This is a genomic window from Mucilaginibacter sp. PAMB04274, from assembly GCF_039634385.2.
GTDB lineage: Bacteria > Bacteroidota > Bacteroidia > Sphingobacteriales > Sphingobacteriaceae > Mucilaginibacter.
Genome location: NZ_CP155081.2, coordinates 614,391 through 639,970 on the forward strand (window position 1 = coordinate 614,391; position 25,580 = coordinate 639,970).

Sequence of the window (25,580 nt, forward strand, 5' to 3'; positions counted from 1 at the left end):
TTTGAGTTTAATTTAAACTATTGTGCACCCAAAACCCTTACCAAGCTATATTCCGGCCTTAACCGGCGTGCGTGCCCTTGCTGCTTACCTGGTGTTTATTTCTCACTTCGATTACATATTCGACGGGAATTTTCCTCATGCCGTGCAAAGATTTCTACAGGAATTTCACATGGGGGTTACCATATTCTTTGTACTGTCGGGCTTTTTAATTACTTACCGCTATTATCATAATTTTCATTTAACGAAAGACTGGTTTAAGCAGTACCTTAAAAACAGGGTGGCTCGCATTTACCCTATGTACTTTTTACTCACTGTACTAGCCTTTGTTTATTACTACTTCAGTCACGATACCCGTATCACCAAAGATTTTCCTTCGCCTGTATTACTGCTGCTTATGCACGTAACGTTTGTACGTGGTTTTTTCAATGATTTGTGGGACACCGGCATAGCCCAAGGCTGGTCGCTTACGGTAGAAGAATGCTTTTACTTTTCAGCACCGTTTGTTTTCCTTATCTCTAAAAGGTATCGTAAACTATTTATTCAGCCGGTGATTATTACAGGGGTAGCCTTGCTGCTGGTACTTATTTTCAGAAACATGGATTGGTATGGTTTCTTCGGCAATTTCACCTTTACCATGATCTATACGTTTTTAGGTCGTTGTTTTGAGTTTTTTGTGGGTATACAACTGGCGCTCCTGCTCCTCAATAAAGGTATAACCCGAACCAATAACATAAAATATACTTATATAGGCTTTTTGCTCATGATGGTTTGCGTTGGTATCATGTCGCAATTGAGTATCCCTAAGGGCTGGATGGCCGGTTTGCATAACCCGTTTGGCATTGTAACCAACAATTACTTACTGCCGCCTTGTATCGCCATGTTCTTTTATGGTTTGCTTACTGAGTCAACCATATTCAAAACCATCCTGTCGTTAAAATTTGTGGAACTGCTGGGCAAAAGCTCTTATATCTTTTACCTCATTCACCTGGGCTACATCCGTAACTTTTTAAATGACTGGCTTAATGCCGCCAACGATTGGGTTTTTGAGTACTACGATAAGCACGGCATGAACTGGGAGCATTCGCCGTTTGAGAATGACACCGTAAACCTGTTAATTCAGTTTGTACTGCTCAATGCACTGTCTATCTTGTTATTTAAAACAATAGAAGAGCCGCTGAACCACTACATCCGTAAATCAGACTTTTTGATCAAGAACAAGCCTAAAAATCCGGAGAACGAATCAGTACTTATTAAAGGATAACCGATACTACTGATATTTTGCTGATAGATGAAGAAATTTTACTTGCTGAGCTTTTTTATGCTATTACTGCTTACCGGCGCAACGCGTGTTTTTGCGGGCTGGCCTATAGGTAAGTACAGGCATGTTTTCACCCCGTCGTTTACCTATTACAGTTCTAAAAACTATTGGGATAAGCAAGGTAATAAGGTGAACACGCCGTCAGGTACCGGCTTTAATGCGGTTACTGTAGGTTTGTATGGTGGTATAGGCATTAGCCGCCGGGCCGATGTGCTGGTTAGTGTAAACTACGCCATGCAAAGCAGCAAATTTGGCGGTGTAACCCAGGCTACCCCAAGTGGTTTAGGCGACGCCAGTATTGCCCTGAGTTACAACTTGGCGGCATTCAAATACAAAAGATTTTTATCAGTTCAAGGCACGGTCATAGCGCCGCTTTATACGGTATCAAGCGTTGGGAATACATTGGGTTACGGCGTTTTAGGTGCCGAAGGTAAGATGATGTACAGCGGGGTACTTTCGGGCAATGCCTACTTAAACCTCGAAGGCGGTTACCGCCGGTACTTTGATAAAAAAGGGCCTAACCAGATTGTTTATACGGCCACCATAGGTACCGCGCTTGATGACCGCAAAAAGAACCAGCTTACGTTTGATGTGGGCGGCGTTAATTCATTTAGCAGTAACGGGAACCTGATTAGTGTAAACCCCAATTTGGTTTATGATGGCTATTATGTAAAGGGCTCCTTAAGCTATGGTCATAAGTTCACCAATAAATTATCTGTTTTTGGCAGCGCTTTCTATACTGTTATAGGGCGCAATGCTCCGCAGGGTTATGGTGGGGCCGTGTTTGCCGTATTTAAGTTTTAATTACATGCAGAGGATAATTAACCGTAAAAGGAATAACATGCTGAGGATGGTAATAGGGATAAGTTGCCTGTTTGCGCTGTTAAGCACAATGCAGGTACATGCGCAAGACGATGATCCCAAAGGTGAGATATTTATTGATGCTAAGCCTGGTAACAAAAATGCGGTATTTACTGATGGCAGCAGCATAACCTGGAAGCTGAAAGTAAAAAGTACTTACAAGGTAAAACAAGAGGGTAAGCTTAGTTACGATCTTTTAACTGACGATTGGAAGAAGGTATGGTCGGGCTCAACTAATGTGCGTTTGGGAAAAAATAGCTCGAGCACTTACAGCGTACGCATACCTAAGCAAGGCGCCGGCATTTACCGGGTACATTTCAATTTTAACCTAAGCTATTATGATGATACCGTTCGGCGTGTAGTAGCGGTAGATCCTGAAAAGATTACAACTGAGTTGCATAAGCCCGAAGACTTTGCCGAGTTTTGGAGCAAATCAAAAGATCAACTGGCTAAAATTAATCCTGACTACAAGATATCGGAAGTGCAATCTAAAAACCCTGATGTACGGGTTTATAAGGTGGAAATGCGTTCGTGGAATAATGTGAAGATACGCGGCTGGCTTACGGTGCCTACGCAGGGCCGCAACTGGCCGGTTATTTACAAACTGCCCGGCTATAATATACCTATGCGGCCCGAAACTGATAAGCCGGACTTTGCCGTATTTTCTATAGATGTACGCGGAAACGGTATGAGCCGCGATGTTGTAGCGCCTGAATCTGACAGGTATAACATTACCAATATAGAGAATAAGGACCTGTACATTTACCATGGCGTATATATGGACTGCTTGCGTGGCCTGGACTTTATTATGAGCCACGGCAATCTGAGCCTTAACACTAACCGGGTAGCCGTGTTGGGTGGTAGCCAAGGCGCTACGTTGGCAATTGTAGTAGCTGCACTAGATAAGCGGGTAACCGCCTGTACGTTTGAGTTGCCCTTGTATGCCGACATGCATGATGCTTATACCATTGGTACCGCATTCCCTAAAACTACCTGGCCTGTTAACCGCTTTCAGGATTATGTGAAACTGCATCGTGGCTTTTCGTCGGCCCGGTTTCTGTCGCTTTGGGATTATTATGATCCGCAAAATTTCATCAGCCTGGTAAGCTGCCCGGTATTAATGGGCGTTGGTTTGCTGGATGAATACTGCCCGCCGCGTTGCAGCTTTGGTATGTATAATAAAATTGCTAGCAATGTACAAAAAGAGTATCGCGTAGCGCCCGATAAGGCGCACGAAATGAACTTTGATTATTTTATGTTTCAGTTGCTGTGGCTTAAGGAGTCATTGCGGGCCCCTAATTAATCAGCAGTTATTGCTTTGATAACTGAGTTGCTGTGTAAGCACTGTTAGTTAACTGATTTTAGCCAGTTAACTACAAGCCTACATAAGCAAACAATGTGATTTAAGTTTACGTAAAAATGTTTCGTCTGGCTGTGTCTGACTTTTAATAATAGGTTAATACATGTTTATATCGCTACCCCAATATTACTTGCCAAAAAAGTTTATCATGCTGTTTAGTATGGGTACACTGGTTTTAACTTTATTTCATCAAAACGCTTATGCCGGTGGTTGGCCTGTGCGTAAGGGCAAACTGCTTACCTCTTTATCGGTAAGTTATTTCAGGGCCAGCAACCGGTGGGACTCAACAGGTAAGTTGAGCAGCTATCCAGGCGGTGGCTATTTTGCCTCGCAAAGCATAGCACTTTATGCCGAGTATGGTATATCACGCCGGTGGACGGGCATTGCAGCCGTGCCTTATGTGCTCAACCAAGTAAAGCAAGGCACTGTTCCAAAAATATCAGTTTATGGCTTTGGCGATGCTGAGTTGGGTTTGCGGTATTACTTAACCAATATTGAATTCAAGTATTATATAGCTTTACAAGGCACGGCTATTGTTCCACTTTACAAAGGCTCATCATTAGGCTTGGGCGCGCCCGGCACCGATCTGTCGGCGGTAATGTCGGGTAGTGGCAAAAACTTTTACTTTACCCTACAGGCAGGTGGCAGAGCTTACTTTTCAAACTCGGGGCCTCAACAGTTCAGGTACACGGGTACTATAGGGTACAACCTGGATACGCACAACCAGTTCAGTTTTGGCCTCTCGGGTGTTATGTCTCAAAGTACCAATAAGCAGTTTTCGCTTAACATCGTACAAAACAGGGATTTCTCCTATCACCAGGCCTCATTAAGTTATGGTTACCTGGTAAACCGCGATCTGTCTTTTTTTGCTACCGTTAACCAGTTTTTGATTGGCCGCAATACAGGTATGGGAACTAATATTGGTTTATCCGTTTCGCGCCGATTTTAACAGCTACTACTCTCTATAACATGTTCAATACAACTAAAATAAGTTTAGCCAGGTGGGTTTCGTTAGGAGCGCTATTACTTATTTGCAGTGTATCGGTCTCAAAACCCATAAAGGGGAGGCTGGCTATTAAAGCCGCACCGATTAGCATTACCATTGATGAAGAGGAGGTAACGTGGGATGCCAAACCTTCAAAAAAAGAAGCTATTTATGGTGCAAATGAGCGGATAGTTTACAACGTTGAAGTTAAGAATGGCCTCAAAGAGAACCAGGAGGGTACGCTGAGCTGCCTCATATCAACCTTTGATGATAAGGAGGTCGGCCGAAGTTCTATCAACGTAAACATTGGTAAAAAAAGCACGAAGCGGTTCGATCTGAAACTGCCCGGTCAGGAAGCCGGCTTTTACAAGGTTAACGTAATAATTAATGTTACCGAGTATGATGATACCATACGCCGGGTTGTTGGTGTTGATCCAAAGCAGATTAAATCGGGGCACGCCAAACCTGCCGATTTTGATGCTTTTTGGGAATCTACAAAACAGGAGCTTGCCAAAGTTGCGCCGCAGTTTAAAATGACCGAGCAGCCCAACCTGGAAAAAGACAACACCAGCGTATACCTTATTGAAGGCAAATCGTTAGGGAATATCACCGTAAGAGGCTGGCTTACCATCAAAAAGAACCGTAAGCCTAACGAGAAGTTTCCGGTATGGTTGGTGGTGCCTGGCTATGGTGGTGTGGGTGTAAAACCCATATTTGGTTCAACCGAACTGGCCGTATTGTCATTCAACGTACGCGGGCAGGGCAACAGCAGCGATGTAGTGCGCACCACCAAAGTAGGTTACCTGACTACCGATATTGAAAGCCGTAACCGCTATGTATATCGGGGCGCCATAATGGATTGCATACGCGCCATGGATTTTGTTTGCTCGCGCCCGGAGTTGGACTCCAACAACGTAATTATATCTGGCGGCAGCATGGGGGGCTATTTAGCTATTGCAGCTGCCAGCCTGGATAGCCGCATTAAACTATGCTCAGCCAATAATCCTGTTTTTTGCGATTATCGTGCACTGGCCGGTAACAAAGACTGGCCCATGAGCGATTTTGTGAAGTACAGCAAGGCACACCGCCTGCCTATGGAAAAAATATTCGCTACGCTTGATTATTTCGACCTGAAGAACTTCTCTTATAACTTGAAGTGTCAATCGCTCATTGGTATTAGTTTGCTGGATAACCTGGCGCCGCCCGCTAATGAGTACGCTATGTTGAACAATATAGAATCGAAAAAGTATAAGCTGTTTGTTTACCCCGAACTGGCACATGAGGTGCCGCCATCGCTTTTTACTTATTTAAGCAATTGGATGATGGACCAGTTTGGAATTTTTTAGTCTTATTTTGATGTTACACGCTATTAAAACACTTGTTGGTAAAGGTTTGCTAGCATGCCTGCTGTTGCTGTTATGTAGCACATCGTTTGTTTGTGCATCTATAATTAATCCATACAGCGGCAGTGTTGCCTTACGCGATGCCGAAGAAGTGGTTTGGGAAGCCAAACCCTCAAAAAAAGATGCGCTATACCAAAGCAATGAGCGTATTATATACAAGGTTGATGTGAAGAACGGTTTAAAGGAAGACCAAAAAGGCACTTTGAGCTATCTTATTTTATCATCGGCCAACAAAGAAATTAGCCGCAGCTCCATCAGTGTAAATATTGGTAAAAAGAGTAGTGCTAAATATAACCTAAGTCTTCCAACACAATCGGCCGGGTTTTATAAGGTCAATATTTTGCTCAATGTGACCGATTATGATGATACTATACGCCGTGTAATTGGCATTAACCCGCAGCAAATAAGATCGGAAAGCAGCAAGCCGGCCGATTTTGATGAATTTTGGAACACCGCTAAAAATGACCTGGCCAAAATAGCGCCTAACTTTAAAGTTACTGCCCAGCCCGATTCCGACAAAAAGAATACTAATGTGTTTTTGGTAGAAGCCAAATCATACGGCAACATTACGGTTAGGGGATGGCTTACGCTGCCTAAGGACCGGAAGCCTAAAGAGAAGTTCCCGGTTTGGGTGATATTGCCAGGCTATGGCGGCGAAGGGGTAAAGCCTATTTACGGCTCTCCGCAAATGGCTGTGTTTTCGTTCAACGTACGTGGTCATGGTAACAGCCGAGATGTGGTGCATACCACTACCGAAGCTTACGTAACTACCGATGTTGAGAACCGGAACAAATATGTGTTTAAAGGAGCTATACTGGATTGCATCAGGGCTATCGATTTTATCAGTTCGCGAAAGGATTTGGATTCGAGTCAGATTATTGTATCGGGCGCCAGTATGGGCGGATACCTTTCTATAGCACTGGCCAGTTTAGATAAGCGGGTTAAGCTATGCTCATCAAACAATCCGGTGTTTTGTGATTACAGGGGGCTTGTGGGCAGCAAAGAGTGGCCTATGAAAAGCTTTGTGGATTATGGCCGTAAACGAAGAATTGCGCTAAATACGATATTATATAACCTGGATTATTACGATCTCAAAAATTTTTCGGACCAGCTTAAATGCCCCTCGCTTATCGGTATTAGTTTGCTTGATAATCTAGCGCCGCCAACCAACGAGTATGCCATGATCAACAACATTACCAAGGCTAAGTACAAACTATTCGTATTCCCTGAACTGGCCCACGAAGTGCCACCATCCATTTACAGTTATTTAAGTAATTGGATGATGGACGAATTTGGAATGTTTTAGAAAGCCTCTCAACCCAGGTAGGAGGGCTTCGAAAATAATTTCCTGGCCAACCATACTGTCGTTCCGAGTGCTAACGAGAAATCTTTTAAAAGCGATTTCCTAACCAGTTCGACAAGAGTTCTCCCTATCGTTTGGGATGACATTGTTTTTTTATGAAAATGCATAGAAACTAGTAAATGCGCAATTGTAATTCAGCATTCTTCATTCAGTAATAACAGGAGTTAGGAGAGGCCAAACATCTTTTCAATTGCTTTCTCGCGGTACTTAAAAATCTGTTCAATTTTATTTTTCACCAGCAATTTATTGGCAAATATACCGGCTGGGCCGTAACCAATGGCGTAATTCAAAATATCTGTCATTAACACGCCGCCTGGCACTTCTTTAAAATGGTGCTGATGGTGCCATAACGCATACGGGCCAAAGCGTTGCTCGTCTACAAAATATACCTTATCCTGCACGTGGGTAATCTCCGTCATCCAGTTAAGTTTAATACCCAATACGGGCGATACCTTGTAAGTGATAATCATGCCGGGGTACATTTTAGTGTCTGCGGTGTACGGTGAGGTTACCGTGAACTTCATGTCGGCCGGGGTGATCTTTTGCAAATTAAGCGGCGACGAGAAAAAATTCCAGGCCTCATCCAAACTGATGGGCATAAATTGCTCCCAGCGTCGTTCGTAGGTATTCATACTTAACTAACGGTTTTGTTAGGGCTGCGGTTTTTTTAATCGCGCGTCTAACAAGGCCAGCAGTTTATTAAACTCCTGCTCACTGTACCCGGTTGACTGGTAAATGATCTTACCCTCTTCATCCAATATTACATTACGCGGTATGGATTGCTTGGCAAAAAGGCTGAACACCTTTCTGCCTTCATCGGGCAAAATGTTAAACGTATAATTATTGGCGGTCTTAAAAGGCAATACCTTATCCCAGCCTTCTTCGCGGCCAAATACCATCAACGCAAATTTGGGGTTGTCTTTGTATTTATCCCAAATTTCCTTTTGCACGCGGGGCAGCTCCATGCGGCAAGGCGGGCACCAGGTAGCAAAAAAGTTAAGCATTACTATTTTGCCTTTGTAGCTATCAATAGAGGCTGTTTTTTGCTTATCTGCGTTAAACTCAAACAATGGCGACTGCTGGCCCACCTTGGTAAGCGTTGCGGCGTCATCATCAGTTTGCGCATTCACGCCTGTCGCGCCTAATAGGAGGGCAGCAATAACTAAGAATTTTTTCATGCAAAGTGCTTTTACGCAATTTAGGTAAACGCAATGCCATATACAAACGTAACTTAATGTACCATTTTATTGGCACAATACGAGCTTGCAAAAGCTTCGGGCTTGGCTTTAAACACAAAGCCCATGCTTAAAATATAGCCCATGGCCTCATGCAGTGCCTGGTTCGATTTAAACATGGGATTGGTATTTATATCGGCATGTACTTCAAGGTCTACCTCATATAAATCGAGCAGATCGCAAAGCTTGTAGGCAATGTCTATCGATTTTTGAACTTCGCTCAACATACGTTCCTTAATGCTCATTTTTTTGGAGGTGCGCTCCTGGTGTATAAACATAAAGCCGCCGCGTTGCTCACGTAAAAAAACAATTACGGTTGCAAAATCGGTAACAAGGCCCTTCACCTGCGAGTCGGTACCAATGCACACTTTAAGTTTGTTGCCCAGTGCGTTTTCGCGCTCAATGGCATGCTCAACTTCTTCTAAGATGGGGGTTTGCAGTATTTCACCGCTAAATTTTCTCCAGGTCATATATTTAATGGTTAATTTTTGATGACCTTAATTAGGTCTATAAAAATAAGCGATACTTATTTATATAAACGTTACGCCCGAGTGATTTATTTGTTAACAATGTGTTGGTTGTCAACATCTTATTTGAAGTTTCATATCAGCGATGCGTCGGCAATAGTGCTTTGGCAGATTAGTCGTATATTTACGATTGCTTGCTTGCTCCCAAAGTATAGCGCTATATAATGAAATTCAGATACGATATTAATGCCCTTAGGGCAATAGCTGTTATAGGTGTTATACTTTTTCATTTCAAGGTACCTCAGTTTGGAGGAGGTTTCTCCGGAGTAGATGTCTTCTTCGTTATTTCGGGTTATTTAATGAGCCGTATAGTTATTACCGATTTAGAAAGGGGAACATTCTCTTTTGGTGAGTTTTATAACAAAAGGCTGAAGCGAATTGTGCCTGCACTGCTCAGTTTAATTCTGGTACTAACGCTCTTGTGTTTCTTCTTCTACTTTCCTGAAGATTACCAGACGTTTCAAAAAAATGCTGTCTCCAGTATTCTGTTCCTTTCCAATATCTGGTTTTGGAAGCATTCTGGTTATTTCAATCCATCTTCTGAGACCAATATGTTGTTGCATACCTGGTCGTTATCGGTTGAGTGGCAATTTTACTTGTTGTACCCAATAGCTTTGTTTATCCTTTATAAAGTACTGAAGACTAAAAACAGGGTTTTTGCAGTTATTGGGCTTGCCACCGTGGCTGGCTTCATAGGTGGTGTAAAGTATACTCAAATTAATAATAATGCCTCTTTTTACCTGTTGCCCAGCCGGGCCTGGGAGATGCTTGCTGGCGGTTTAGCATTTTTTATCGAACCTTTTGTGCAGCGGTTTAAGTGGAAGAATATTGTTGCCGTAATATGTTATACTGCTATTTTGGTTTGCTTTAATCAACTCGATACTAAGTTGCCCTGGCCCGGAAAGATGACGGCCTTGCCAGTTACACTCACCTTTTTAGTGCTTATTTGTAACTACAACGATTTCTTTCTGATCAAGAGCCGGGTAGTGCAATTTTTGGGAACTATATCCTACTCTTTGTATTTATGGCACTGGCCGGTATACGTTATAGCCGCATACTGGGGCATAAAGCATAGTGCGGTAACGGTTGCTGTTTCAATAGCTGTAGCGGTTGCATTAGCCTACATATCTAACCGGTACATCGAAGCTAGGAAGCATGACAATAGCAAGCCAATTTGGATTGTGGCCGGCGGTGCCTTGGTAATTACCTGCTGCCTGGCATATCTTCCGGTAAATAAGATTTTATTTAAACCTGAGGCGCTTAAGGTAACAGAGCTGATAGGCTCAACAGGTAAGGCGCGCGACAAGCAATTTAGTGATGGCTGTTGCTTTGTTAATTTAGGTGTGAAACAACCTGGTGATAAAAAACTTAACGAGGATAGCTGTCTGGCTTTTTCAAACACCAAAAAAAATATACTGTTAATTGGCGATAGCCATGCCGCCCAATACTCGCAGTCGCTTAAGGAAAAGCTGGCACCGCACAACGTTAATATACTACAGGCGTCAGCAACAGCATGCCTCCCCTTACTGCAAAAAAACGGGGCGGCAAAGTGTTTTGAGATCATTAATTACATCTACCACGATTACCTGATCAAGAACAAGGATAAAATTGATGGTGTAATTATTAGTGCGAATTGGATCAATACACCAGACGGTAATTTGGAAGCCCTGGAACAAAACTTGGAAAATACGCTGGCCTACCTTAAAAAGTATAATATAAGGGTGGTTATACTTGGTCAAAACGAAACCTACACTATACCTTACCCTGTGGTTGCAGCCAGGGAGTTACAGTATAATATGGTTTTATAGAATAATTACAACGCTGAGCCCGCCTACAACACTAACCAGTTTTTAAAACAGCATTTTGGCAGCAATTACGTCGATTTATATAACGCAAAGCCCTTGCCGATATCTAAGTTTGGCGACCCTTATATGTTCGATGAAAATCACTTTACCAAATATGGCGCTGATTTAATGCTCAGTAAAATACTGGCTAACCCAGTAATGAAAAGATTTTTGAATTTGTAGGCTTATATCTTTTGTTATATCTTAACACAAGCGCTTACTTCCGAAAAATAAAGGCGACCCGTTTAAAACCTAAACGGGCATTTTGCTTTTACATACCTAATGCAATTGCTAAGATACCTTTTATATAGTGTGACATTGTTAAGCCCCGTGCTGTGCCGGGCCCAAACCCCATCCTGCGACAGTATTGTATGGCGAGCCGACAAAAAACTGACCTGGGACGATTTTAAGGCAGTACCCAATGCAAATGATCTGGCTGCTGCACGAACACGATCTAATTTTGTACGCGAGTGGCGGGTAAGCAAAAATGAGCTGGAAACTAAAATGATCTGCTTTTTTAGCCCGTGCCTCTCATGGAGTAAGAACAAAGCATCCGAAAGATTACTTCGTCATGAGCAAGGGCATTTTGATATTACTGAATTGTACAAGCGGCTTTATTATAAACGCATAGTCGAAGCTACATATACGCCTGCTACCCTGCAGGCTGTGGTAACTATTATTTACCGTAACATTACGCAGGAATGTGGTAACTTTCAGGATGCCTACGACCGGGAAACTAACCATAGCTTAAAAGAGGACAAACAAAGCGAATGGGAACAGAAAATTGCAGCACTGCTTAAAGATTTAGAAGCCTACGACCGGGAGGAAGTAAGTGTTTCGCTGGTTAGAAGGTAATCTGGTTCATAAATTAAAATATGTGAAAATATGATGATGTTACTGAAACGCAGTCATGTAGTGATGGCTCTTCTGATAGTTATCCTAACTACGAACGGCTGTTTTTTATTTAAGGATAAACAGGGGAGGCGTACGGATAGGGGTGCGCGTTTTCCACATGATCAGGAACCAGGTAGTAAGAAGCAAAGGTAATCAGGTATTGCTAATAGGCATTCGTAAGGTGAAGCAGGTTTCATCCGGCGATGATTTGGCTGTTAAGGTGCCGTTATGTGCTTTGGCAATTTCGGAGGCTATGTATAAACCCAGCCCCAGTCCTTGTTGCCCGGGTTTAACTTCACCCCTTTCAAACGGCTGAAATAGTCTTTTCATGGCAGCATCGGGTATGGGTTTGCCCTGGTTATGCACCGATAGTATGACATCTTTACCATTTTGTATGGCTTGCACCTTAACCGGCGCATCGGGTTGCCCATGGGTAAGTGCATTTGCCAAAAGGTTCGAAAATAACTGTGCTATGCGGCCGCCATCACAAGTAACCGGTTCGGTTATTTCAAAATCGGGTTCAATAATACGATCAGGCCAAACCAATTGTAACTCCGTAATTACCTGGTTTAACAGGCTTGCAAAATTTTGGTATTCGAGTAAATTTAAGCTGATACCCTCGCCCAGCCTGCCACGGGCAAAATCAAGAATATTATCTATTAAAACTTTGATCCGGAAGCTGGAGTCTTGCACAATTTTGGCCAGGCGCATTATCCGATCCTCCAGGGGCATACGTAGCAGCATTTGTGCAACGGTGCTTATGGCGCCAATAGGATTGCGTAAATCATGACCCAATATGGCAATAAACTGATCCCGAAGCTCGGCTGTTTCGCGCTCTTCGGCTAAATTAGCCTGGGCGCTTGCCAATTCTTCTACACTTTGCAAGTGAAAGGCAATCAGTTCGGCAAAAAGGTCAAACATCTTGCGCACTTCGGGCGTGTTCACCTTGGCTGGCTTAGGGTCAATGGCGCACAGGGTGCCAAAAAAACTACCGTCTTTAAGCGTAATAGGTACCGAAATGTAGCTTTGAAAGCCATACATGGCAGGCGTATGGTGGTCGGCGTAATGGGTATCAGTTAGTACATGATCAATAATAACAGGTTGCTGGTGCTGCCTTATCTCATGGCAAATAGTAGTTTCTACTTTTAATTCTCCGCCAGGCTGCAGCCCAAACGATATATTGTCTTTTACGGCACAAGCCACCCACCTATCTTCGGTTACGCGCGCCACTGCGGCAAAGCCCATACCCGTGGTACGGCAGATTACGTCTAAAATAGACGGCACAGCCGATATACGACTTAGCGTTTCGATATCAGCTTCGATATTAGTAATGCGAGTATTCAAAGGTTATGGCAGGCGTGATTTACTAGCCAAGATACATCTATTTCTGAAAAAACAAATTTCCTATTAATTAAATAGCGTATCTGTTACAAATACTATTCTTTGGTATGAAGTTGTACTTGGATATACATTCTCAAAATCAGCAAGTTTAATGATAAAGACCTTAATTTAGGAATATTGTGAATATGGCGGTTGTTAAAATGTGCAGCGGTAACCTGCCTGTATTGAAATATTTTTTACATTGCCTAAATGAAAGAGATAGTCGTTCTACTGTTGCTGGTGAGTAAAGTGGCGCTGGCGGAACCGGTATATATAACGCAGAAGAATATAGCTTACTACGCTGATACCACTGGTGACGCCTACCGGGCCTCACAATGCCGGTTGGACTTGTATTACCCTAAAGGGGTGAAAAATTTTGCTACCGTACTATGGTTTCATGGCGGCGGTATTACTGGTGGCAGTAAAGAGATACCTAAGGCACTGACGGAAAAAGGTTTTGCTGTAATTGGAGTGGGGTACCGCTTATCGCCCAACGTAAAAGCACCTGCTTATATTGAAGATGCTGCTGCTGCTATAGCTTGGGCGTTTCAGCACATCGAACAATATGGCGGCAGTAACCGGCTAATGTTTGTATCGGGCCATTCGGCGGGTGGTTACCTGGGTATGATGGTCACGTTGGATAAAAAATACCTACAAAAATATAACATTGATGCTAACCGCATTGCAGCGCTTATTCCCTTTAGTGGACAGGCCATTACGCACTTTACTATAAGGCAGGAGCACGGCATACAAGATACCCAGCCAATTATTGATGAGTATGCTCCGCTTTACCACGTACGCCTCGATGCCCCGCCCATGCTGCTCATTACCGGGGATCGCGAATTGGAGCTACTAGGCCGCTACGAAGAAAATGCCTATTTGGCACGTATGATGAAATATGTTGGTCATAAGCAAACCCATCTGTTCGAATTGCAGGGTTTCGATCATGTGGGCATGGCCGAACCGGCTTTCCCATTGCTGGTTAAACTGATACAGGGAAGAACTAAGGAGATTACGGAAAAGAAGTAATTGGCTAGTTGTGGAAGGCACCGCATTCTATCCAACACCAGGCGCATATCGGTCTTAACAAGCCTTTATCTCGAACGCATACTGGAAATTCTTTCCGGGTGAATCAGCCGGTTAAGAAGGTCTCTCTGTTAGGCAAGTCTACGAACAACAGCTATTTTTCTAGAATACTAAGTATTGAGATTTGCAATCAATATACGGCACATTAACGCGCTGCTTTAGCATCACATGCTAAAAGGCGCAATGCGCCTATCGCTGGCCATACTAATGATACCATCTCAAGAACAAAACCCCGATCACTCTTCTGTGTACCGGGGCGTTGTTCTTCAGTCTAGCTCTTGTCTTTAATTTTATCCTACCAGTTTTTTATACTTAATGCGTTTTGGTGCTACATCGCCCAGGCGCTTTTTGCGATTTTCTTCATACTCACTGTAGTTGCCTTCAAAGAAGTATACCTGCGAGTCGCCTTCAAATGCTAGGATGTGGGTACAAACGCGATCCAGAAACCAACGGTCGTGACTAATGATCACTGCGCAGCCGCCAAAGTTATCCAGTGCTTCTTCCAGTGCGCGCAGTGTGTTGACGTCAATATCATTGGTAGGCTCATCCAACAATAGTACGTTTGAGCCTTTTTTCAGCGTAATAGCCAAATGCACCCGGTTGCGCTCACCGCCCGATAGCACTTCGATCTTCTTCTGCTGGTCGCCGCCATTAAAGTTAAACTTAGATACATACGCACGGGAGTTTACGGGTTTATTACCCAGCAGGATGGTTTCCTGCCCATCGGTAATGTTTTCCCAAACCGATTTATCGGCTTTTAAGTCATCATGCATCTGGTCAACGTAACCCAGTTTAACTGTTTCGCCTACGCGGAAATCGCCTGCATCAGGTTGTTCCTGCCCGGTTATTAAACGAAACAGCGTAGTTTTACCGGCACCGTTAGGGCCAATAATACCCACTATGCCAGCCGGTGGCAGCGAGAAGCTTAGGTTTTCGAACAGTACGCGGTCGCCGTAAGCTTTAGTTACGTTATTTACCTCAATTACCACATTGCCTAACCGCGGGCCTGGTGGAATAAAGAGTTCTAGTTTGTCTTCGCGCTCCTTGGTTTCCTCAGATGCCAGTTTTTCGTAATTGGCAATACGGGCCTTACCTTTGGCATGGCGGGCTTTGGGTGCCATACGTACCCATTCCAGCTCACGCTCCAGCGTTTTTTGGCGCTTGCTCTCAGTTTTTTCCTCTTGTGCCAAACGCTTGGCTTTCTGATCTAACCAGCTTGAGTAGTTACCCTTCCAAGGGATACCTTCGCCACGATCCAATTCCAAAATCCATCCTGCAACATTGTCCAGGAAATAACGGTCGTGCGTTACGGCTATAACAGTTCCTTTATATTGTTTCAGGTGTTGCTCCAGCCAGTCAATACTCTCGGCATCCAGGTGGTTGGTAGGCTCATCCAGTAAAAGCACATCCGGCTCCTGCAACAGCAGGCGGCACATAGCCACTCGGCGGCGCTCACCACCCGACAGTACACCAATCTTAGTTTCCGGATCGGGGCAGCGTAGAGCGTCCATGGCGCGTTCCAGCTTGGTGTCCAACTCCCATGCGTTCACCGCATCAATTTTATCCTGCAGTTCGCCCTGGCGTGCCATCAGCTTATCCATGGCGTCGGCATCTTCATAGTATTCCGGTAAGCCAAATTTCTCGTTGATGTCTTCGTACTCCTTAAGGATGGAAGTAATCTCGGCGACACCTTCCTCCACAACTTCGCGCACGGTTTTCTCAGGATCTAACTGCGGTTCCTGAGCCAGGTAACCCACCGAGTATCCGGGTGAGAAAACTACTTCACCCTGAATAGATTTGTCGAGACCGGCAATAATTTTAAGCAGGGATGATTTTCCCGAACCGTTCAAACCGATAACGCCAATCTTAGCGCCGTAAAAGAAGGACAGGTATATATTTTTAAGTACTTGTTTTTGTGGCGGGTAAATTTTGCTTACACCAGCCATTGAGAATATTATTTTTTCGTCGGCCATTTCATTTCTGTAATTGGAATTCAAATATGATGCAAAATGCTGGCATTACAAAAAGAGACAGTAGCTTAAAATTCTGAATCGTCTTGTTTACAATTACAGGCACACTGCCATAAATTACATGCACCTACAGTTTGAAAAAATGTATGTAACTTAAGTTAAAGTAGCACCGTACATATGGAAATAAAAGGTTGTGTTCTGTGTCTTAATGTCGTGCTTGCTGACGAAATAGCATGTTGCCAATACGTTTATGCCGGCCGAAAAAATTAATTGTTAAACTTTAACAATTAATTTAAATCAAATACTACATTGCAAATGTAATTTATAGTAGATTACACGTTATAACAGCTGTTAAATTTGGATTTAGCATATATAGTTTGACTAAACGGGTACAGATTACATTTATTTAACAATTTGAATGCGCCGACTGGTAATGTTGGCAATATTGTTGATAACATTATATTACTTCCGCATGCGTACCCTAAAAGATATACATTCGGATGTTCACTCAATAATTTAGAAAGGTACTAAATGGAAGCTAAATTTTCGCCACGTGTTAAAGATGTGATTTCCTATAGCAGGGAAGAGGCACTTCGCCTTGGGCATGACTATATAGGAACGGAACATCTGTTACTCGGACTTATTCGCGACGGTGATGGAATAGCCATAAAATTGCTGAAAGGCTTAAATGTGGATACTGCCAAACTTCGCCGCGCTGTTGAAGATGCTGTAAAGGGTACAACCGGAACCAATGTTCACATTGGTAGCATTCCTTTAACTAAACAAGCAGAGAAGGTGTTAAAAATCACTTATCTGGAAGCAAAAATATTTAAGAGCGATATTATAGGCACTGAGCACTTGCTATTGTCTATTCTGCGCGATGAAGATAACATTGCCTCACAATTGCTTATGCAATTTAACGTGAACTACGAAATCTTTAAAGGTGAAGTAGAATCACATAAGAATGTAACCGATGAAATGCCGGGTTCATCAACCGGTGGCGATGATGATTTTAAAGAAGAAGAATCATTCAGCCAGCCTAAAAAGGTATCAGATATTAAATCTAAAACTCCGGTTTTAGACAATTTTGGCCGCGATTTAACCAAAGCTGCCGAAGAAGGTAAACTGGACCCTATTGTAGGCCGTGAAAAAGAAATTGAGCGGGTTTCGCAAATCCTGTCTCGTCGTAAAAAGAACAACCCAATCCTTATTGGTGAACCGGGTGTAGGTAAATCGGCCATTGCCGAAGGTTTAGCCTTGCGCATTGTGCAACGCAAAGTATCACGCGTATTGTTTAACAAGCGGGTAGTTACTTTAGACCTGGCCTCATTGGTTGCCGGTACTAAATACCGCGGGCAGTTTGAGGAGCGTATGAAAGCGGTAATGAACGAGCTTGAAAAATCTCCGGATGTTATCCTTTTCATTGACGAGATCCATACTATTGTAGGTGCTGGTGGCGCATCAGGTTCTTTGGATGCATCGAACATGTTTAAACCGGCCTTGGCTCGCGGAGAGATCCAATGCATCGGCGCTACAACGTTGGATGAATACCGTCAGTACATTGAAAAAGATGGCGCTTTAGACCGTCGTTTCCAAAAGGTAATGGTAGAGCCGGCTTCGCCTGATGAAACCATCGAAATTTTAACACGCATTAAGGATAAGTATGAAGAGCACCACGGTGTGACTTATACACCTGAAGCAATTAATGCCTGCGTTAGCTTGACGGCTAGGTATATTACCGACCGCTTCTTGCCAGACAAAGCAATTGATGCTTTAGATGAATCGGGTTCACGTGTTCACTTAACCAATATTCATGTTCCACAGAACATTTTGGATATTGAGCAAAAGATCGAACAGATTAAGGTTGAAAAGAACCGCGTGGTACGCAGCCAGAAATATGAAGAAGCAGCTAAACTACGCGATACCGAGAAACATTTACTGGAAGAGCTAGAACAAGCAAAATCTGCTTGGGAAGCCGAAACCAAGTCTAAGCGTTATACGGTAACTGAAGATAACGTGGCTGAAGTGGTTGCCATGATGACAGGCATACCGGTACAGAAGGTAGGCCAGGCCGACAGCCAAAAGCTGTTAAACATGGGTACCAGCATACAGGGCAAAATTATTGGTCAGGATGATGCTATCAAAAAACTGACCCGGGCTATACAACGTACCCGTGCCGGACTGAAAGATCCTAAAAAACCAATTGGTTCATTTATCTTCTTAGGCCCAACTGGTGTTGGTAAAACTGAGTTAGCCAAAGAACTTGCCCGCTTCATGTTTGATACAGAGGATGCTTTAATCCAGATTGACATGAGCGAGTACATGGAAAAATTTGCCGTGTCACGCTTAGTGGGTGCGCCTCCGGGTTACGTAGGTTACGAAGAAGGCGGACAGTTGACTGAAAAAGTACGTCGTAAACCATATGCAGTAGTGCTGCTGGATGAGATTGAGAAAGCTCACCCTGATGTATTCAACATCCTATTGCAGGTATTGGACGAAGGTCAATTAACTGATTCGTTAGGTCGTAAGGTGGATTTTAGAAATACCATCATCATTATGACCTCTAACATAGGTGCCCGTCAGCTAAAAGATTTTGGACAAGGTGTTGGTTTCAGCACTGCGGCTAAAGTGAACCAGGCTGATGCTCACTCAAGAGGGGTGATTGAGAACGCATTGAAACGTGCTTTCGCTCCTGAATTCCTGAATCGTATTGATGATGTAATTGTGTTTAACTCTTTAACCAAAGAAAATATTTACAAGATCATTGATATCGAGTTAACCGCATTGTTTGGCCGTATTAACGGATTAGGTTACAAAATTGAGTTGACTGAGAATGCTAAAGAAGTAATAGCCGAGCGTGGTTACGACGAAAACTTTGGTGCTCGTCCGCTAAAACGAGCTATTCAAAAATATCTCGAAGACCCAATTGCAGAAGAAATTCTGAAAGGTGAACTGGCCGAAGGTGATATAATGGAAGTTGACTTCGACAAAGAAGCCAACGAAATTAAAGTAACCGCTAAAAACAGCGGTGAAAACAAAACACCGGAAGCAGAACAGCAAGGTTAATCCAAGAACAATTATAACGAAACAGCCGCTTACCAAGCGGCTGTTTTTGTTTTTGAGGACTTGAAGGCTAAGGCTTTCCATTTTCTTTTTCCTTCGGGTCATAATCATAGGGGAGGAGTTTAGCTAATCGGTCGCTTCCCCAATCGCCTTCAAAAACAACTGATGTAGGATTGACTATAATGCCGTTTGTATCAAAAAAGGCATACGGCTCAGAGAAATTCATTAAGCTGGTTGGAAAATCGGGTGCATTGAGCGGCCGCTTGTCATAATTACTATGCCCCTTCTTTTTATTGTAAACTATATACAGAACGTCCTGAAAGCCTATAGCAAATATTCCTTTTTGGTCAGTTTTCTTTATTAAACTGTCTACATTTAACTGGGCAGTAACCAGGGTTTCAACTATTTTAGGCATTCGCTTCCTTTCCAGCCAATAATCCAGAGAATCTTTTTTTTGCATAATAATACTGTTACCATGAATGCTTATGGCGGCACTCCCGTATTTTGCAATCTTAGCTTGTATTAAGCTATCAGGTGGACGTTGAAGATTTGGCTTACGAATTAATCGCATGCTTCGAAACCCTTGTTCCATTAGTTGATTTCCCAATAATGAGCGTAAATAATGTTGTGAAGAACCCATATAAGCTTCGAGCCGGTTCTTGTACCATTTGCGCACTTGGGAAGGCTTCCCTTGCATAGGAATAAATAATACATTGCCCTGGTAATAAAGGGAAGCGGTATGATAATCTTTAATAAAGTTGGTAAGTAAATATTTAAGCTTATAACCAAGCGCTTTATTCTCAACTTCAAGATAATCGTTGGTGGAAGCAGTTAATGTACGTTTAGCCTTATCAAAATTTAAGTCAAGTATCTCCGGGTTCAATATCTTACACTGCAACGCATAATCGCTTGGACCCAGTAGTTCGTCTTTAAAAATCCGGTAGTTGTTCTGCCATTCGGGATCTGGCTTAACTACAACTGCGTTTAGTTCAACCGTCTTAGGTGTAAGTTCAATGTAAGGTATGTTAAGGGTTTGCTCTACTTTTATGGTTTTGTATAGGGTTTCATAACCAATGGCAGTGATTACCATGTCATACTGACCAGGCTTCACATTACGTAACAAATAACTACCATCGTCTGCTGAGGCAGTGCCAATAGTTGTGTTGCTCAAAAAAACACTTGCCTTTGCAACAGGCTTTTTATCATACAAGTTAATGATGTTTCCCGATATGGTATACTGGGCATGAGCTAACGCAGGCAAGATAAGTAACCATATAACTAGAATGCTTCGCATATTCAAATATAACTAAATGATTAGTTATATCAGGGCAAAAAAAAGCCATAGTTAACTATGGCTTTTTTATATGAGATATTTATTTATTCATTTGATCGATGATGGCCTGTGTAACACCGGTAAAGGAGAAACCACCATCATGGAAAAGGTTTTGCATAGTTACCATGCGGGTAAGGTCAGAGAACAAGGTGACGCAATAGTCGGCGCACTGGTCGGCAGTGGCATTACCAAGCGGACTCATCTTTTCGGCAAAATCAACAAAGCCATCAAAACCTTTAACGCCCGAACCTGCAGTAGTACGGGTAGGTGATTGTGAAATAGTGTTGATACGGACGTTTTTCTTTACACCATACTGGTAACCAAAGTTGCGGGCAATACTTTCCAGCATTGCTTTGTTATCGGCCATGTCGTTATAATCAGGGAAAACACGTTGAGCAGCAATGTATGATAAAGCGACAACTGATCCCCACTCGCTAATGGCATCCTGTTTCATGGCTACCTGTAATATACGGTGTAAGCTTAAAGCCGAGATATCCATGCCCTTGTGGGTAAACTCATAATTGTTTTCGGTATAATGAATGCCTTTACGAACATTAATGCTCATGCCTATAGAGTGCAATACAAAGTCAATTTTACCGCCAAAGTGCTCTTGCGCCTGCGTAAACAGGTTTTCAATATCGGCAGTAACGGTAACATCAGCCGGAATAACGGGGGCGTTTACCTCTTCGGCCAGTTGGTTAATGGTACCCATGCGCAAGGCAATAGGGGCGTTTGTTAAAACCAGTTCAGCGCCTTCGGCTCTGCAGCGCTGGGCTGTTTTCCAGGCAATTGATTTTTCATCAAGGGCGCCAAAAATGATTCCCTTTTTACCTTGTAATAAATTATAAGCCATGTTGTTTTCGAATTGTTAATCGGGTGGTAAAGGTAGAAATTATTTTAAAGAAATTTATTTAACGATAAATCTCAGTTTATGCTGTCATATGCGTTTGCCAATAGGTATACTACCTAAAGCAGTACGTAATCATTGTACTTAGTTTTTCAATATGGGTGTTCCCTTCGGGCCGGGCTTTACGCTCATACTGCACAGGCCTTAGTCACTGGCCGGTATCCGCTTCAATCCCTAACACGTGTTTTGTGCCTAACTGTTCAGTAATTCCCTTGCGTTCTGCAACGCACTTTCGCCCGGCTTGTCGCCGCTTAACATTTTGGCAATCTCTAAAACGCGTTCCTCATCGGTTAGCTGGCGTATTTGGGTATAAGTGGTAGCTGTTTCATTATTTTTATATACAAAATAATGGCTTTGCCCTTTGCTGGCTATTTGCGGCAGGTGTGTAATGGTAATTACCTGCAGGTTGTCGGCTAAACGTTCCATAATAACACCCACCTTATTGGCTACCTCGCCAGACACACCTGTATCTATCTCATCAAAAATAATGGTCGGTAATGCGGTATATCTTGCAATGATAGATTTTATGCTCAGCATTAACCGCGACAGCTCGCCACCTGAAGCCACTTTACTCATTTCGGCCAAGTTATGTCCTTTGTTGGCCGTAAATAAAAAGCGTATTTGGTCTGCACCGGTTTTAGTAAGTTCCTGGTTAGTGGTATAAGTATGCTCAATTTTAAGAAGGGCATTGCCCATCCCCATTTCAGCCAGGGTATCCATAACCTGAGTTTCAATGTCGGGGAGGGCTTTAATGCGGTTGTCAGATAATTGCTTAGCCAGTTGCTGTAAATCGTCTCTTTGCAATTTTATTTGCTCCTGTAACGATTCAATTTCTTCGTCCCCAAAAAGCACTTGCTGTATCTTGCCCGATAGCTCTTCCTGCAAAGCCAGTAACTCGGCATTGCTGCTAACCCGGTGCTTCTTTTGCAAATTGTAAATCAGGCTTAAGCGTGTATTGATCTCATCGGCACGTGCCTCGTTGGTTTGCGTTTGCTGTTCTATCAGCTCAATTTCAGAAGCTATATCTTTCAGCTCAATTAATGAGCTGTTAAGTCGCTCATGCAATTCAGCAATCTGCGGATTAAATTTATTAAGTGATAAGAGCTGCTGTCCGGCTTCTTTTACTTGTAAAGTAACGGCCACTTCGCTGTCCTGCAATAATTGAAGTGCGCCATTCAGTTTGCGTTTTATTTCCTCGGCATTGTTCAGCGTGTAAAGCTCCTGCTCCAGTTCTTCCTGCTCATCGGCCGATAGGCCTGCCTTTTCTAATTCATCAAATTGAAACTGAAAATAATCGAGGTCTGTTTTGGCTTTATTATTTTCATCGATCAGCTGCTGAAGCCGGGACGTTGCTTTTTTGTAAGCCCTGTAGTCAGTTTGATATTGGTTGAGCAAAGGCTGATGTTTGGCCACGCCGTCCACAACCAGCAACTGAAAGCCCGGATCATTAATTTCGCGGGTAGCCTGTTGCGAGTGAATATCTATCAATTGCTCGCCTAAAAGCTTTAAAGTAGCCAAATTAACTGGTGTGTCGTTCACAAACGCACGTGATTTGCCATCGGCCGATATTTCGCGCCTTAAAACTGTTTCAGGTTCGTAATCCAGGTCGTTCTCTTCAAAAAAAGCTTTAAGGTGAAAGTCGGCAATCTTAAAAGTACCTTCAATCACGCACTTCTTTTGCTGATTGAAGAAGTACTTACTCTCAGCACGCTGACCCAAAATAAGTGATAGGGCACCTAATATAATAGATTTACCGGCCCCGGTTTCGCCGGTTATGATATTTAAACTGGCGTCAAAGCCAATTTCCAGGTTATCAATTAAAGCGTAATTATGAATGTTGAGCTGATGCAGCATGTAGATTTATCCTTGAATACAAAGATACTCAATTACAAAATCAATGCCTAACAGATGTGTTTTATAACAAACTTACAGATGTACTAAAGTGGTTTATTGTTGTAAGGTTTGATACAAATTTCCATTAGCCGGGTCGGCTTGGTTAAGGATGTTCATGGCCTGCAGCTTTTCCTGGGGATCGGCTTTTGAATAAATAGAGACTAACTCATTGCGCTTAGCCAGAAAAAATAAGGTGGGCAAAGTGGCACCGACTCGTACACGATCCAACTGGGTAAGTACCGGTAAAGCGGCCGTTATATTTTTACGGCCGGTAGCTGCATTGTCGGCCATTAAATCCAGCCCTTGCCTATGGTAGGTATATAAAAACTCACGCAGCGGAATGTAAGTTTTGTTCATGGTGTTTTCCGACAGCCAATAGCGGTTGGTATTATTATCAAATGCTTTCCAGCCACGGTATGATGAACTTTGCGCGTTAATAACTACCGTTTGTGCGTTGGCATAATATGAAGTGCCGCCGAATTTAGAAAAGCTGTCGTAATCAAAAGCCATAATCATGTAGGCATAAAAAGCCATCACCGAGCTTAAGTTGCTTTCGAAGGTTTGGTTATTAAAGTCAATGGTTTGCCCTTCGGTGTAGGTGAAGTCAAAATCGCGGTCGTTAATACTAAAAACGGGGGAGTTATAAGCGGCGTTATAAACTGGACGGGTCGACTGCACCTGGAGTTCGCCACTAAAACTAGTTCCGTTATCCCAATTGGTAACCGTTAGTACAAAGCTGCAATCTACCTTTTCTTGCGGTTGTACAGCATCGGCGCTCCACTTGCGTCCGTTCAAAAACTCACGCATGGCGGTTTGTAGCGAAGTGAAAATGCGCTTATTGGTTGTCGCAATTTTCGGCGATAGTACTTGTACACGGGCATTTAAATCCTGTGCAATAGCTGTATGCACAATTCCTAACCACAACAATAACAACCCCAGCTTCTTCATCATTTCAACAACGTAATTATCTTATGGCATATGTCAGCAGCCACCTCGCTTTTACGCTTGGTTTCAAAGATTGTTTTATGGAGCTGCCGGTCAATCATTGTTATTTTATTGGTATCAAGCTTAAAGCCTGCGCCAACATCATTAAGTGAATTTAAAATAATCAGGTCGAGGTTTTTTTTGTGCAGCTTATCTATAGCGTTCTGCTCCTCGTTTTGGGTTTCGAGCGCAAAACCAATGAGTAATTGATTGTGTCGTTTGCGTTCGCCCAGTACTCTTAATACGTCAGTCGTTTTCTTTAGATCTATGCCAAAGGTGTCACTCTGCTTTTTGATTTTTTGGGATGACACATTTATAGGTGTATAATCGGCCACGGCAGCGCTCATTATGCAAGCATCAGCAATGTCAAAATGTTGCAAGCAAGCTTCCAGCATTTCTGCAGCTGATGTAATATCAATACGGTTTATACCGGTTTGTTGTAACGTTTGTGCAGATGGACCCGCTATAAGTGTTACCACAGCACCCTGTTTGGCCAATTCATCGGCGATGGCAAATCCCATTTTGCCGGAAGAATGGTTACCTATAAAACGCACAGGATCAATTGCCTCGTAAGTAGGACCAGCCGTAACCAGCATTCGTTTACCAGCCAGCGGAAGGCTCTCTGATAGTTGATCGGTTACAAAACTTACAATTTCCTCAGGCTCCGCCATGCGACCTTCACCATGCAAGCCGCTGGCCAGTTCACCACTGCCTGGCTGTATAAGTATATTACCATAGCTTTGCAGCTTTTGCACATTGCTTAAGGTAGCTTGGTGGCGCCACATATCCAGATCCATTGCAGGTGCAAAGTAAACCGGGCACTTGGCCGATAAGTATGCCGCAGTAAGTAGATTATCACACTGTCCACCGGCCATTTTAGCCATAGTGTTGGCGCTCGCTGGGGCAATCAGGAATAAATCGGCCCATAGGCCCAGTTCTACATGGTTATTCCATTGACCGGTGCCAGGTTCAAAATATTGTATGAGTACCGGTTTTTTGGAAAGTGTGGAGAGCGTAAGCGGCGTAATAAAGCTGGTAGCGTCTTTGGTCATCACTACCTGTACGTCGGCACCGGCCTTTATTAACAAGCGCACAAGCGTAGCAGATTTATAGGCCGCTATACTACCGCAAACACCTAAAACAATTTTCTTGCCTTCGAGCATAGTACAAAAAT

Annotated in this window: 20 protein-coding genes; 10 read left to right on the forward strand and 10 right to left on the reverse strand. The window is 43.1% G+C overall.

What is annotated here, in order from left to right:
* The first annotated feature begins 22 nt into the window (after nt 1–22).
* The 6 genes from ABDD95_RS02530 to ABDD95_RS02555 all read left to right on the forward strand — a co-directional run bounded on the left by ABDD95_RS02530 (nt 23) and on the right by ABDD95_RS02555 (nt 7,233).
* Entirely contained in the window at nt 23–1,261 is a 1,239-nt protein-coding gene (locus ABDD95_RS02530; protein WP_345950331.1) for an acyltransferase, read from the forward strand.
* Nucleotides 1,262–1,288: 27 nt separating this feature from the next.
* On the forward strand, nt 1,289–2,122 hold the full coding sequence (locus tag ABDD95_RS02535) for a hypothetical protein (protein ID WP_345950332.1): 834 nt from the start codon (nt 1,289–1,291) through the stop codon (nt 2,120–2,122).
* Between the two features lie 4 nt (nt 2,123–2,126).
* The gene (locus ABDD95_RS02540; RefSeq protein WP_345950333.1) at nt 2,127–3,482 is read left to right on the forward strand and encodes an acetylxylan esterase; all 1,356 of its coding nucleotides are present in this window, start codon (nt 2,127–2,129) and stop codon (nt 3,480–3,482) included.
* Between the two features lie 160 nt (nt 3,483–3,642).
* Nucleotides 3,643–4,488, forward strand: coding sequence for a hypothetical protein (locus ABDD95_RS02545; RefSeq protein ID WP_345950334.1), 846 nt, complete (start codon nt 3,643–3,645; stop codon nt 4,486–4,488).
* A 20-nt stretch (nt 4,489–4,508) separates the two neighbouring features.
* A complete protein-coding gene (locus tag ABDD95_RS02550) occupies nt 4,509–5,870 on the forward strand; it encodes an acetylxylan esterase (protein WP_345950335.1) in 1,362 nt (453 codons plus the stop codon).
* A 10-nt stretch (nt 5,871–5,880) separates the two neighbouring features.
* Nucleotides 5,881–7,233 (forward strand): acetylxylan esterase, encoded by a 1,353-nt coding sequence (locus tag ABDD95_RS02555; protein ID WP_345950336.1) that lies wholly within the window; start codon nt 5,881–5,883, stop codon nt 7,231–7,233.
* A 221-nt stretch (nt 7,234–7,454) separates the two neighbouring features.
* Here ABDD95_RS02555 and ABDD95_RS02560 read toward each other — a convergent pair whose 3' ends face one another.
* Genes ABDD95_RS02560 through ABDD95_RS02570 form a run of 3 tightly spaced genes read right to left on the reverse strand, consistent with a single transcriptional unit; the run spans nt 7,455 to nt 8,995 of the window.
* A complete protein-coding gene (locus ABDD95_RS02560) occupies nt 7,455–7,922 on the reverse strand; it encodes an SRPBCC family protein (RefSeq protein ID WP_345950337.1) in 468 nt (155 codons plus the stop codon).
* Between the two features lie 18 nt (nt 7,923–7,940).
* Nucleotides 7,941–8,468 carry a TlpA disulfide reductase family protein gene (locus ABDD95_RS02565; protein WP_345950338.1) on the reverse strand — a complete coding sequence of 176 codons (528 nt, stop codon included), beginning with the start codon at nt 8,466–8,468 and terminating at the stop codon, nt 7,941–7,943.
* Nucleotides 8,469–8,521: 53 nt separating this feature from the next.
* Nucleotides 8,522–8,995 carry a ribonuclease H-like YkuK family protein gene (locus ABDD95_RS02570; RefSeq protein WP_345950339.1) on the reverse strand — a complete coding sequence of 158 codons (474 nt, stop codon included), beginning with the start codon at nt 8,993–8,995 and terminating at the stop codon, nt 8,522–8,524.
* 221 nt (nt 8,996–9,216) lie between these two features.
* On the opposite strand from ABDD95_RS02570, the gene ABDD95_RS02575 reads away from it, so the two are divergent.
* Together ABDD95_RS02575 and ABDD95_RS02580 are read left to right on the forward strand one after the other, a co-directional pair.
* Nucleotides 9,217–10,860, forward strand: a complete 1,644-nt coding sequence (locus ABDD95_RS02575) for an acyltransferase family protein (protein ID WP_345950340.1) — start codon at nt 9,217–9,219, stop codon at nt 10,858–10,860.
* Between the two features lie 348 nt (nt 10,861–11,208).
* Nucleotides 11,209–11,751: a DUF922 domain-containing protein gene (locus ABDD95_RS02580; RefSeq protein WP_345950341.1), complete on the forward strand. Its 543-nt coding sequence runs from the start codon at nt 11,209–11,211 to the stop codon at nt 11,749–11,751.
* A 192-nt stretch (nt 11,752–11,943) separates the two neighbouring features.
* Here ABDD95_RS02580 and ABDD95_RS02585 read toward each other — a convergent pair whose 3' ends face one another.
* The gene (locus ABDD95_RS02585) at nt 11,944–13,134 is read right to left on the reverse strand and encodes a GAF domain-containing sensor histidine kinase (protein ID WP_345950342.1); all 1,191 of its coding nucleotides are present in this window, start codon (nt 13,132–13,134) and stop codon (nt 11,944–11,946) included.
* A 246-nt stretch (nt 13,135–13,380) separates the two neighbouring features.
* On the opposite strand from ABDD95_RS02585, the gene ABDD95_RS02590 reads away from it, so the two are divergent.
* The gene (locus ABDD95_RS02590; protein WP_345950343.1) at nt 13,381–14,199 is read left to right on the forward strand and encodes an alpha/beta hydrolase; all 819 of its coding nucleotides are present in this window, start codon (nt 13,381–13,383) and stop codon (nt 14,197–14,199) included.
* Between the two features lie 347 nt (nt 14,200–14,546).
* Here ABDD95_RS02590 and ettA read toward each other — a convergent pair whose 3' ends face one another.
* Nucleotides 14,547–16,229 carry an energy-dependent translational throttle protein EttA gene (gene ettA / locus ABDD95_RS02595; RefSeq protein WP_345950344.1) on the reverse strand — a complete coding sequence of 561 codons (1,683 nt, stop codon included), beginning with the start codon at nt 16,227–16,229 and terminating at the stop codon, nt 14,547–14,549.
* A 528-nt stretch (nt 16,230–16,757) separates the two neighbouring features.
* Between ettA and ABDD95_RS02600 the strand changes: the two genes are divergently transcribed.
* Nucleotides 16,758–19,292 (forward strand): ATP-dependent Clp protease ATP-binding subunit, encoded by a 2,535-nt coding sequence (locus ABDD95_RS02600; protein WP_345950345.1) that lies wholly within the window; start codon nt 16,758–16,760, stop codon nt 19,290–19,292.
* A 67-nt stretch (nt 19,293–19,359) separates the two neighbouring features.
* Here ABDD95_RS02600 and ABDD95_RS02605 read toward each other — a convergent pair whose 3' ends face one another.
* The 5 genes from ABDD95_RS02605 to coaBC all read right to left on the reverse strand — a co-directional run bounded on the left by ABDD95_RS02605 (nt 19,360) and on the right by coaBC (nt 25,569).
* Complete coding sequence (locus ABDD95_RS02605) at nt 19,360–20,583, reverse strand: carboxypeptidase-like regulatory domain-containing protein (protein ID WP_345950346.1); 1,224 nt, start codon at nt 20,581–20,583, stop codon at nt 19,360–19,362.
* 79 nt (nt 20,584–20,662) lie between these two features.
* Nucleotides 20,663–21,475, reverse strand: coding sequence for an SDR family oxidoreductase (locus ABDD95_RS02610; RefSeq protein ID WP_345950347.1), 813 nt, complete (start codon nt 21,473–21,475; stop codon nt 20,663–20,665).
* Between the two features lie 246 nt (nt 21,476–21,721).
* Entirely contained in the window at nt 21,722–23,383 is a 1,662-nt protein-coding gene (gene recN / locus ABDD95_RS02615; RefSeq protein WP_345950348.1) for a DNA repair protein RecN, read from the reverse strand.
* A 93-nt stretch (nt 23,384–23,476) separates the two neighbouring features.
* A complete protein-coding gene (locus ABDD95_RS02620; RefSeq protein ID WP_345950349.1) occupies nt 23,477–24,373 on the reverse strand; it encodes a DUF4835 family protein in 897 nt (298 codons plus the stop codon).
* Complete coding sequence (gene coaBC / locus ABDD95_RS02625; RefSeq protein WP_345950350.1) at nt 24,370–25,569, reverse strand: bifunctional phosphopantothenoylcysteine decarboxylase/phosphopantothenate--cysteine ligase CoaBC; 1,200 nt, start codon at nt 25,567–25,569, stop codon at nt 24,370–24,372. The genes ABDD95_RS02620 and coaBC overlap by 4 nt, the downstream gene beginning before the upstream one ends.
* Between the last annotated feature and the right edge of the window lie 11 nt (nt 25,570–25,580).

Excerpts from the sequence above, each read along its gene's own strand:
- ABDD95_RS02560 (WP_345950337.1), bottom strand. The coding sequence starts at position 7,922 with ATGAATACCTACGAACGACGCTGGGAGCAATTTATGCCCATCAGTTTG.
- coaBC (WP_345950350.1), bottom strand. The coding sequence starts at position 25,569 with ATGCTCGAAGGCAAGAAAATTGTTTTAGGTGTTTGCGGTAGTATAGCG.
- ABDD95_RS02600 (WP_345950345.1), top strand. The coding sequence starts at position 16,758 with ATGGAAGCTAAATTTTCGCCACGTGTTAAAGATGTGATTTCCTATAGC.
- ABDD95_RS02575 (WP_345950340.1), top strand. The coding sequence starts at position 9,217 with ATGAAATTCAGATACGATATTAATGCCCTTAGGGCAATAGCTGTTATA.
- ABDD95_RS02610 (WP_345950347.1), bottom strand. The coding sequence starts at position 21,475 with ATGGCTTATAATTTATTACAAGGTAAAAAGGGAATCATTTTTGGCGCC.
- ABDD95_RS02555 (WP_345950336.1), top strand. The coding sequence starts at position 5,881 with ATGTTACACGCTATTAAAACACTTGTTGGTAAAGGTTTGCTAGCATGC.
- ettA (WP_345950344.1), bottom strand. The coding sequence starts at position 16,229 with ATGGCCGACGAAAAAATAATATTCTCAATGGCTGGTGTAAGCAAAATT.
- ABDD95_RS02620 (WP_345950349.1), bottom strand. The coding sequence starts at position 24,373 with ATGATGAAGAAGCTGGGGTTGTTATTGTTGTGGTTAGGAATTGTGCAT.
- ABDD95_RS02590 (WP_345950343.1), top strand. The coding sequence starts at position 13,381 with ATGAAAGAGATAGTCGTTCTACTGTTGCTGGTGAGTAAAGTGGCGCTG.
- ABDD95_RS02605 (WP_345950346.1), bottom strand. The coding sequence starts at position 20,583 with ATGCGAAGCATTCTAGTTATATGGTTACTTATCTTGCCTGCGTTAGCT.
- ABDD95_RS02570 (WP_345950339.1), bottom strand. The coding sequence starts at position 8,995 with ATGACCTGGAGAAAATTTAGCGGTGAAATACTGCAAACCCCCATCTTA.
- recN (WP_345950348.1), bottom strand. The coding sequence starts at position 23,383 with ATGCTGCATCAGCTCAACATTCATAATTACGCTTTAATTGATAACCTG.
- ABDD95_RS02565 (WP_345950338.1), bottom strand. The coding sequence starts at position 8,468 with ATGAAAAAATTCTTAGTTATTGCTGCCCTCCTATTAGGCGCGACAGGC.
- ABDD95_RS02540 (WP_345950333.1), top strand. The coding sequence starts at position 2,127 with ATGCAGAGGATAATTAACCGTAAAAGGAATAACATGCTGAGGATGGTA.
- ABDD95_RS02535 (WP_345950332.1), top strand. The coding sequence starts at position 1,289 with ATGAAGAAATTTTACTTGCTGAGCTTTTTTATGCTATTACTGCTTACC.
- ABDD95_RS02545 (WP_345950334.1), top strand. The coding sequence starts at position 3,643 with ATGTTTATATCGCTACCCCAATATTACTTGCCAAAAAAGTTTATCATG.
- ABDD95_RS02550 (WP_345950335.1), top strand. The coding sequence starts at position 4,509 with ATGTTCAATACAACTAAAATAAGTTTAGCCAGGTGGGTTTCGTTAGGA.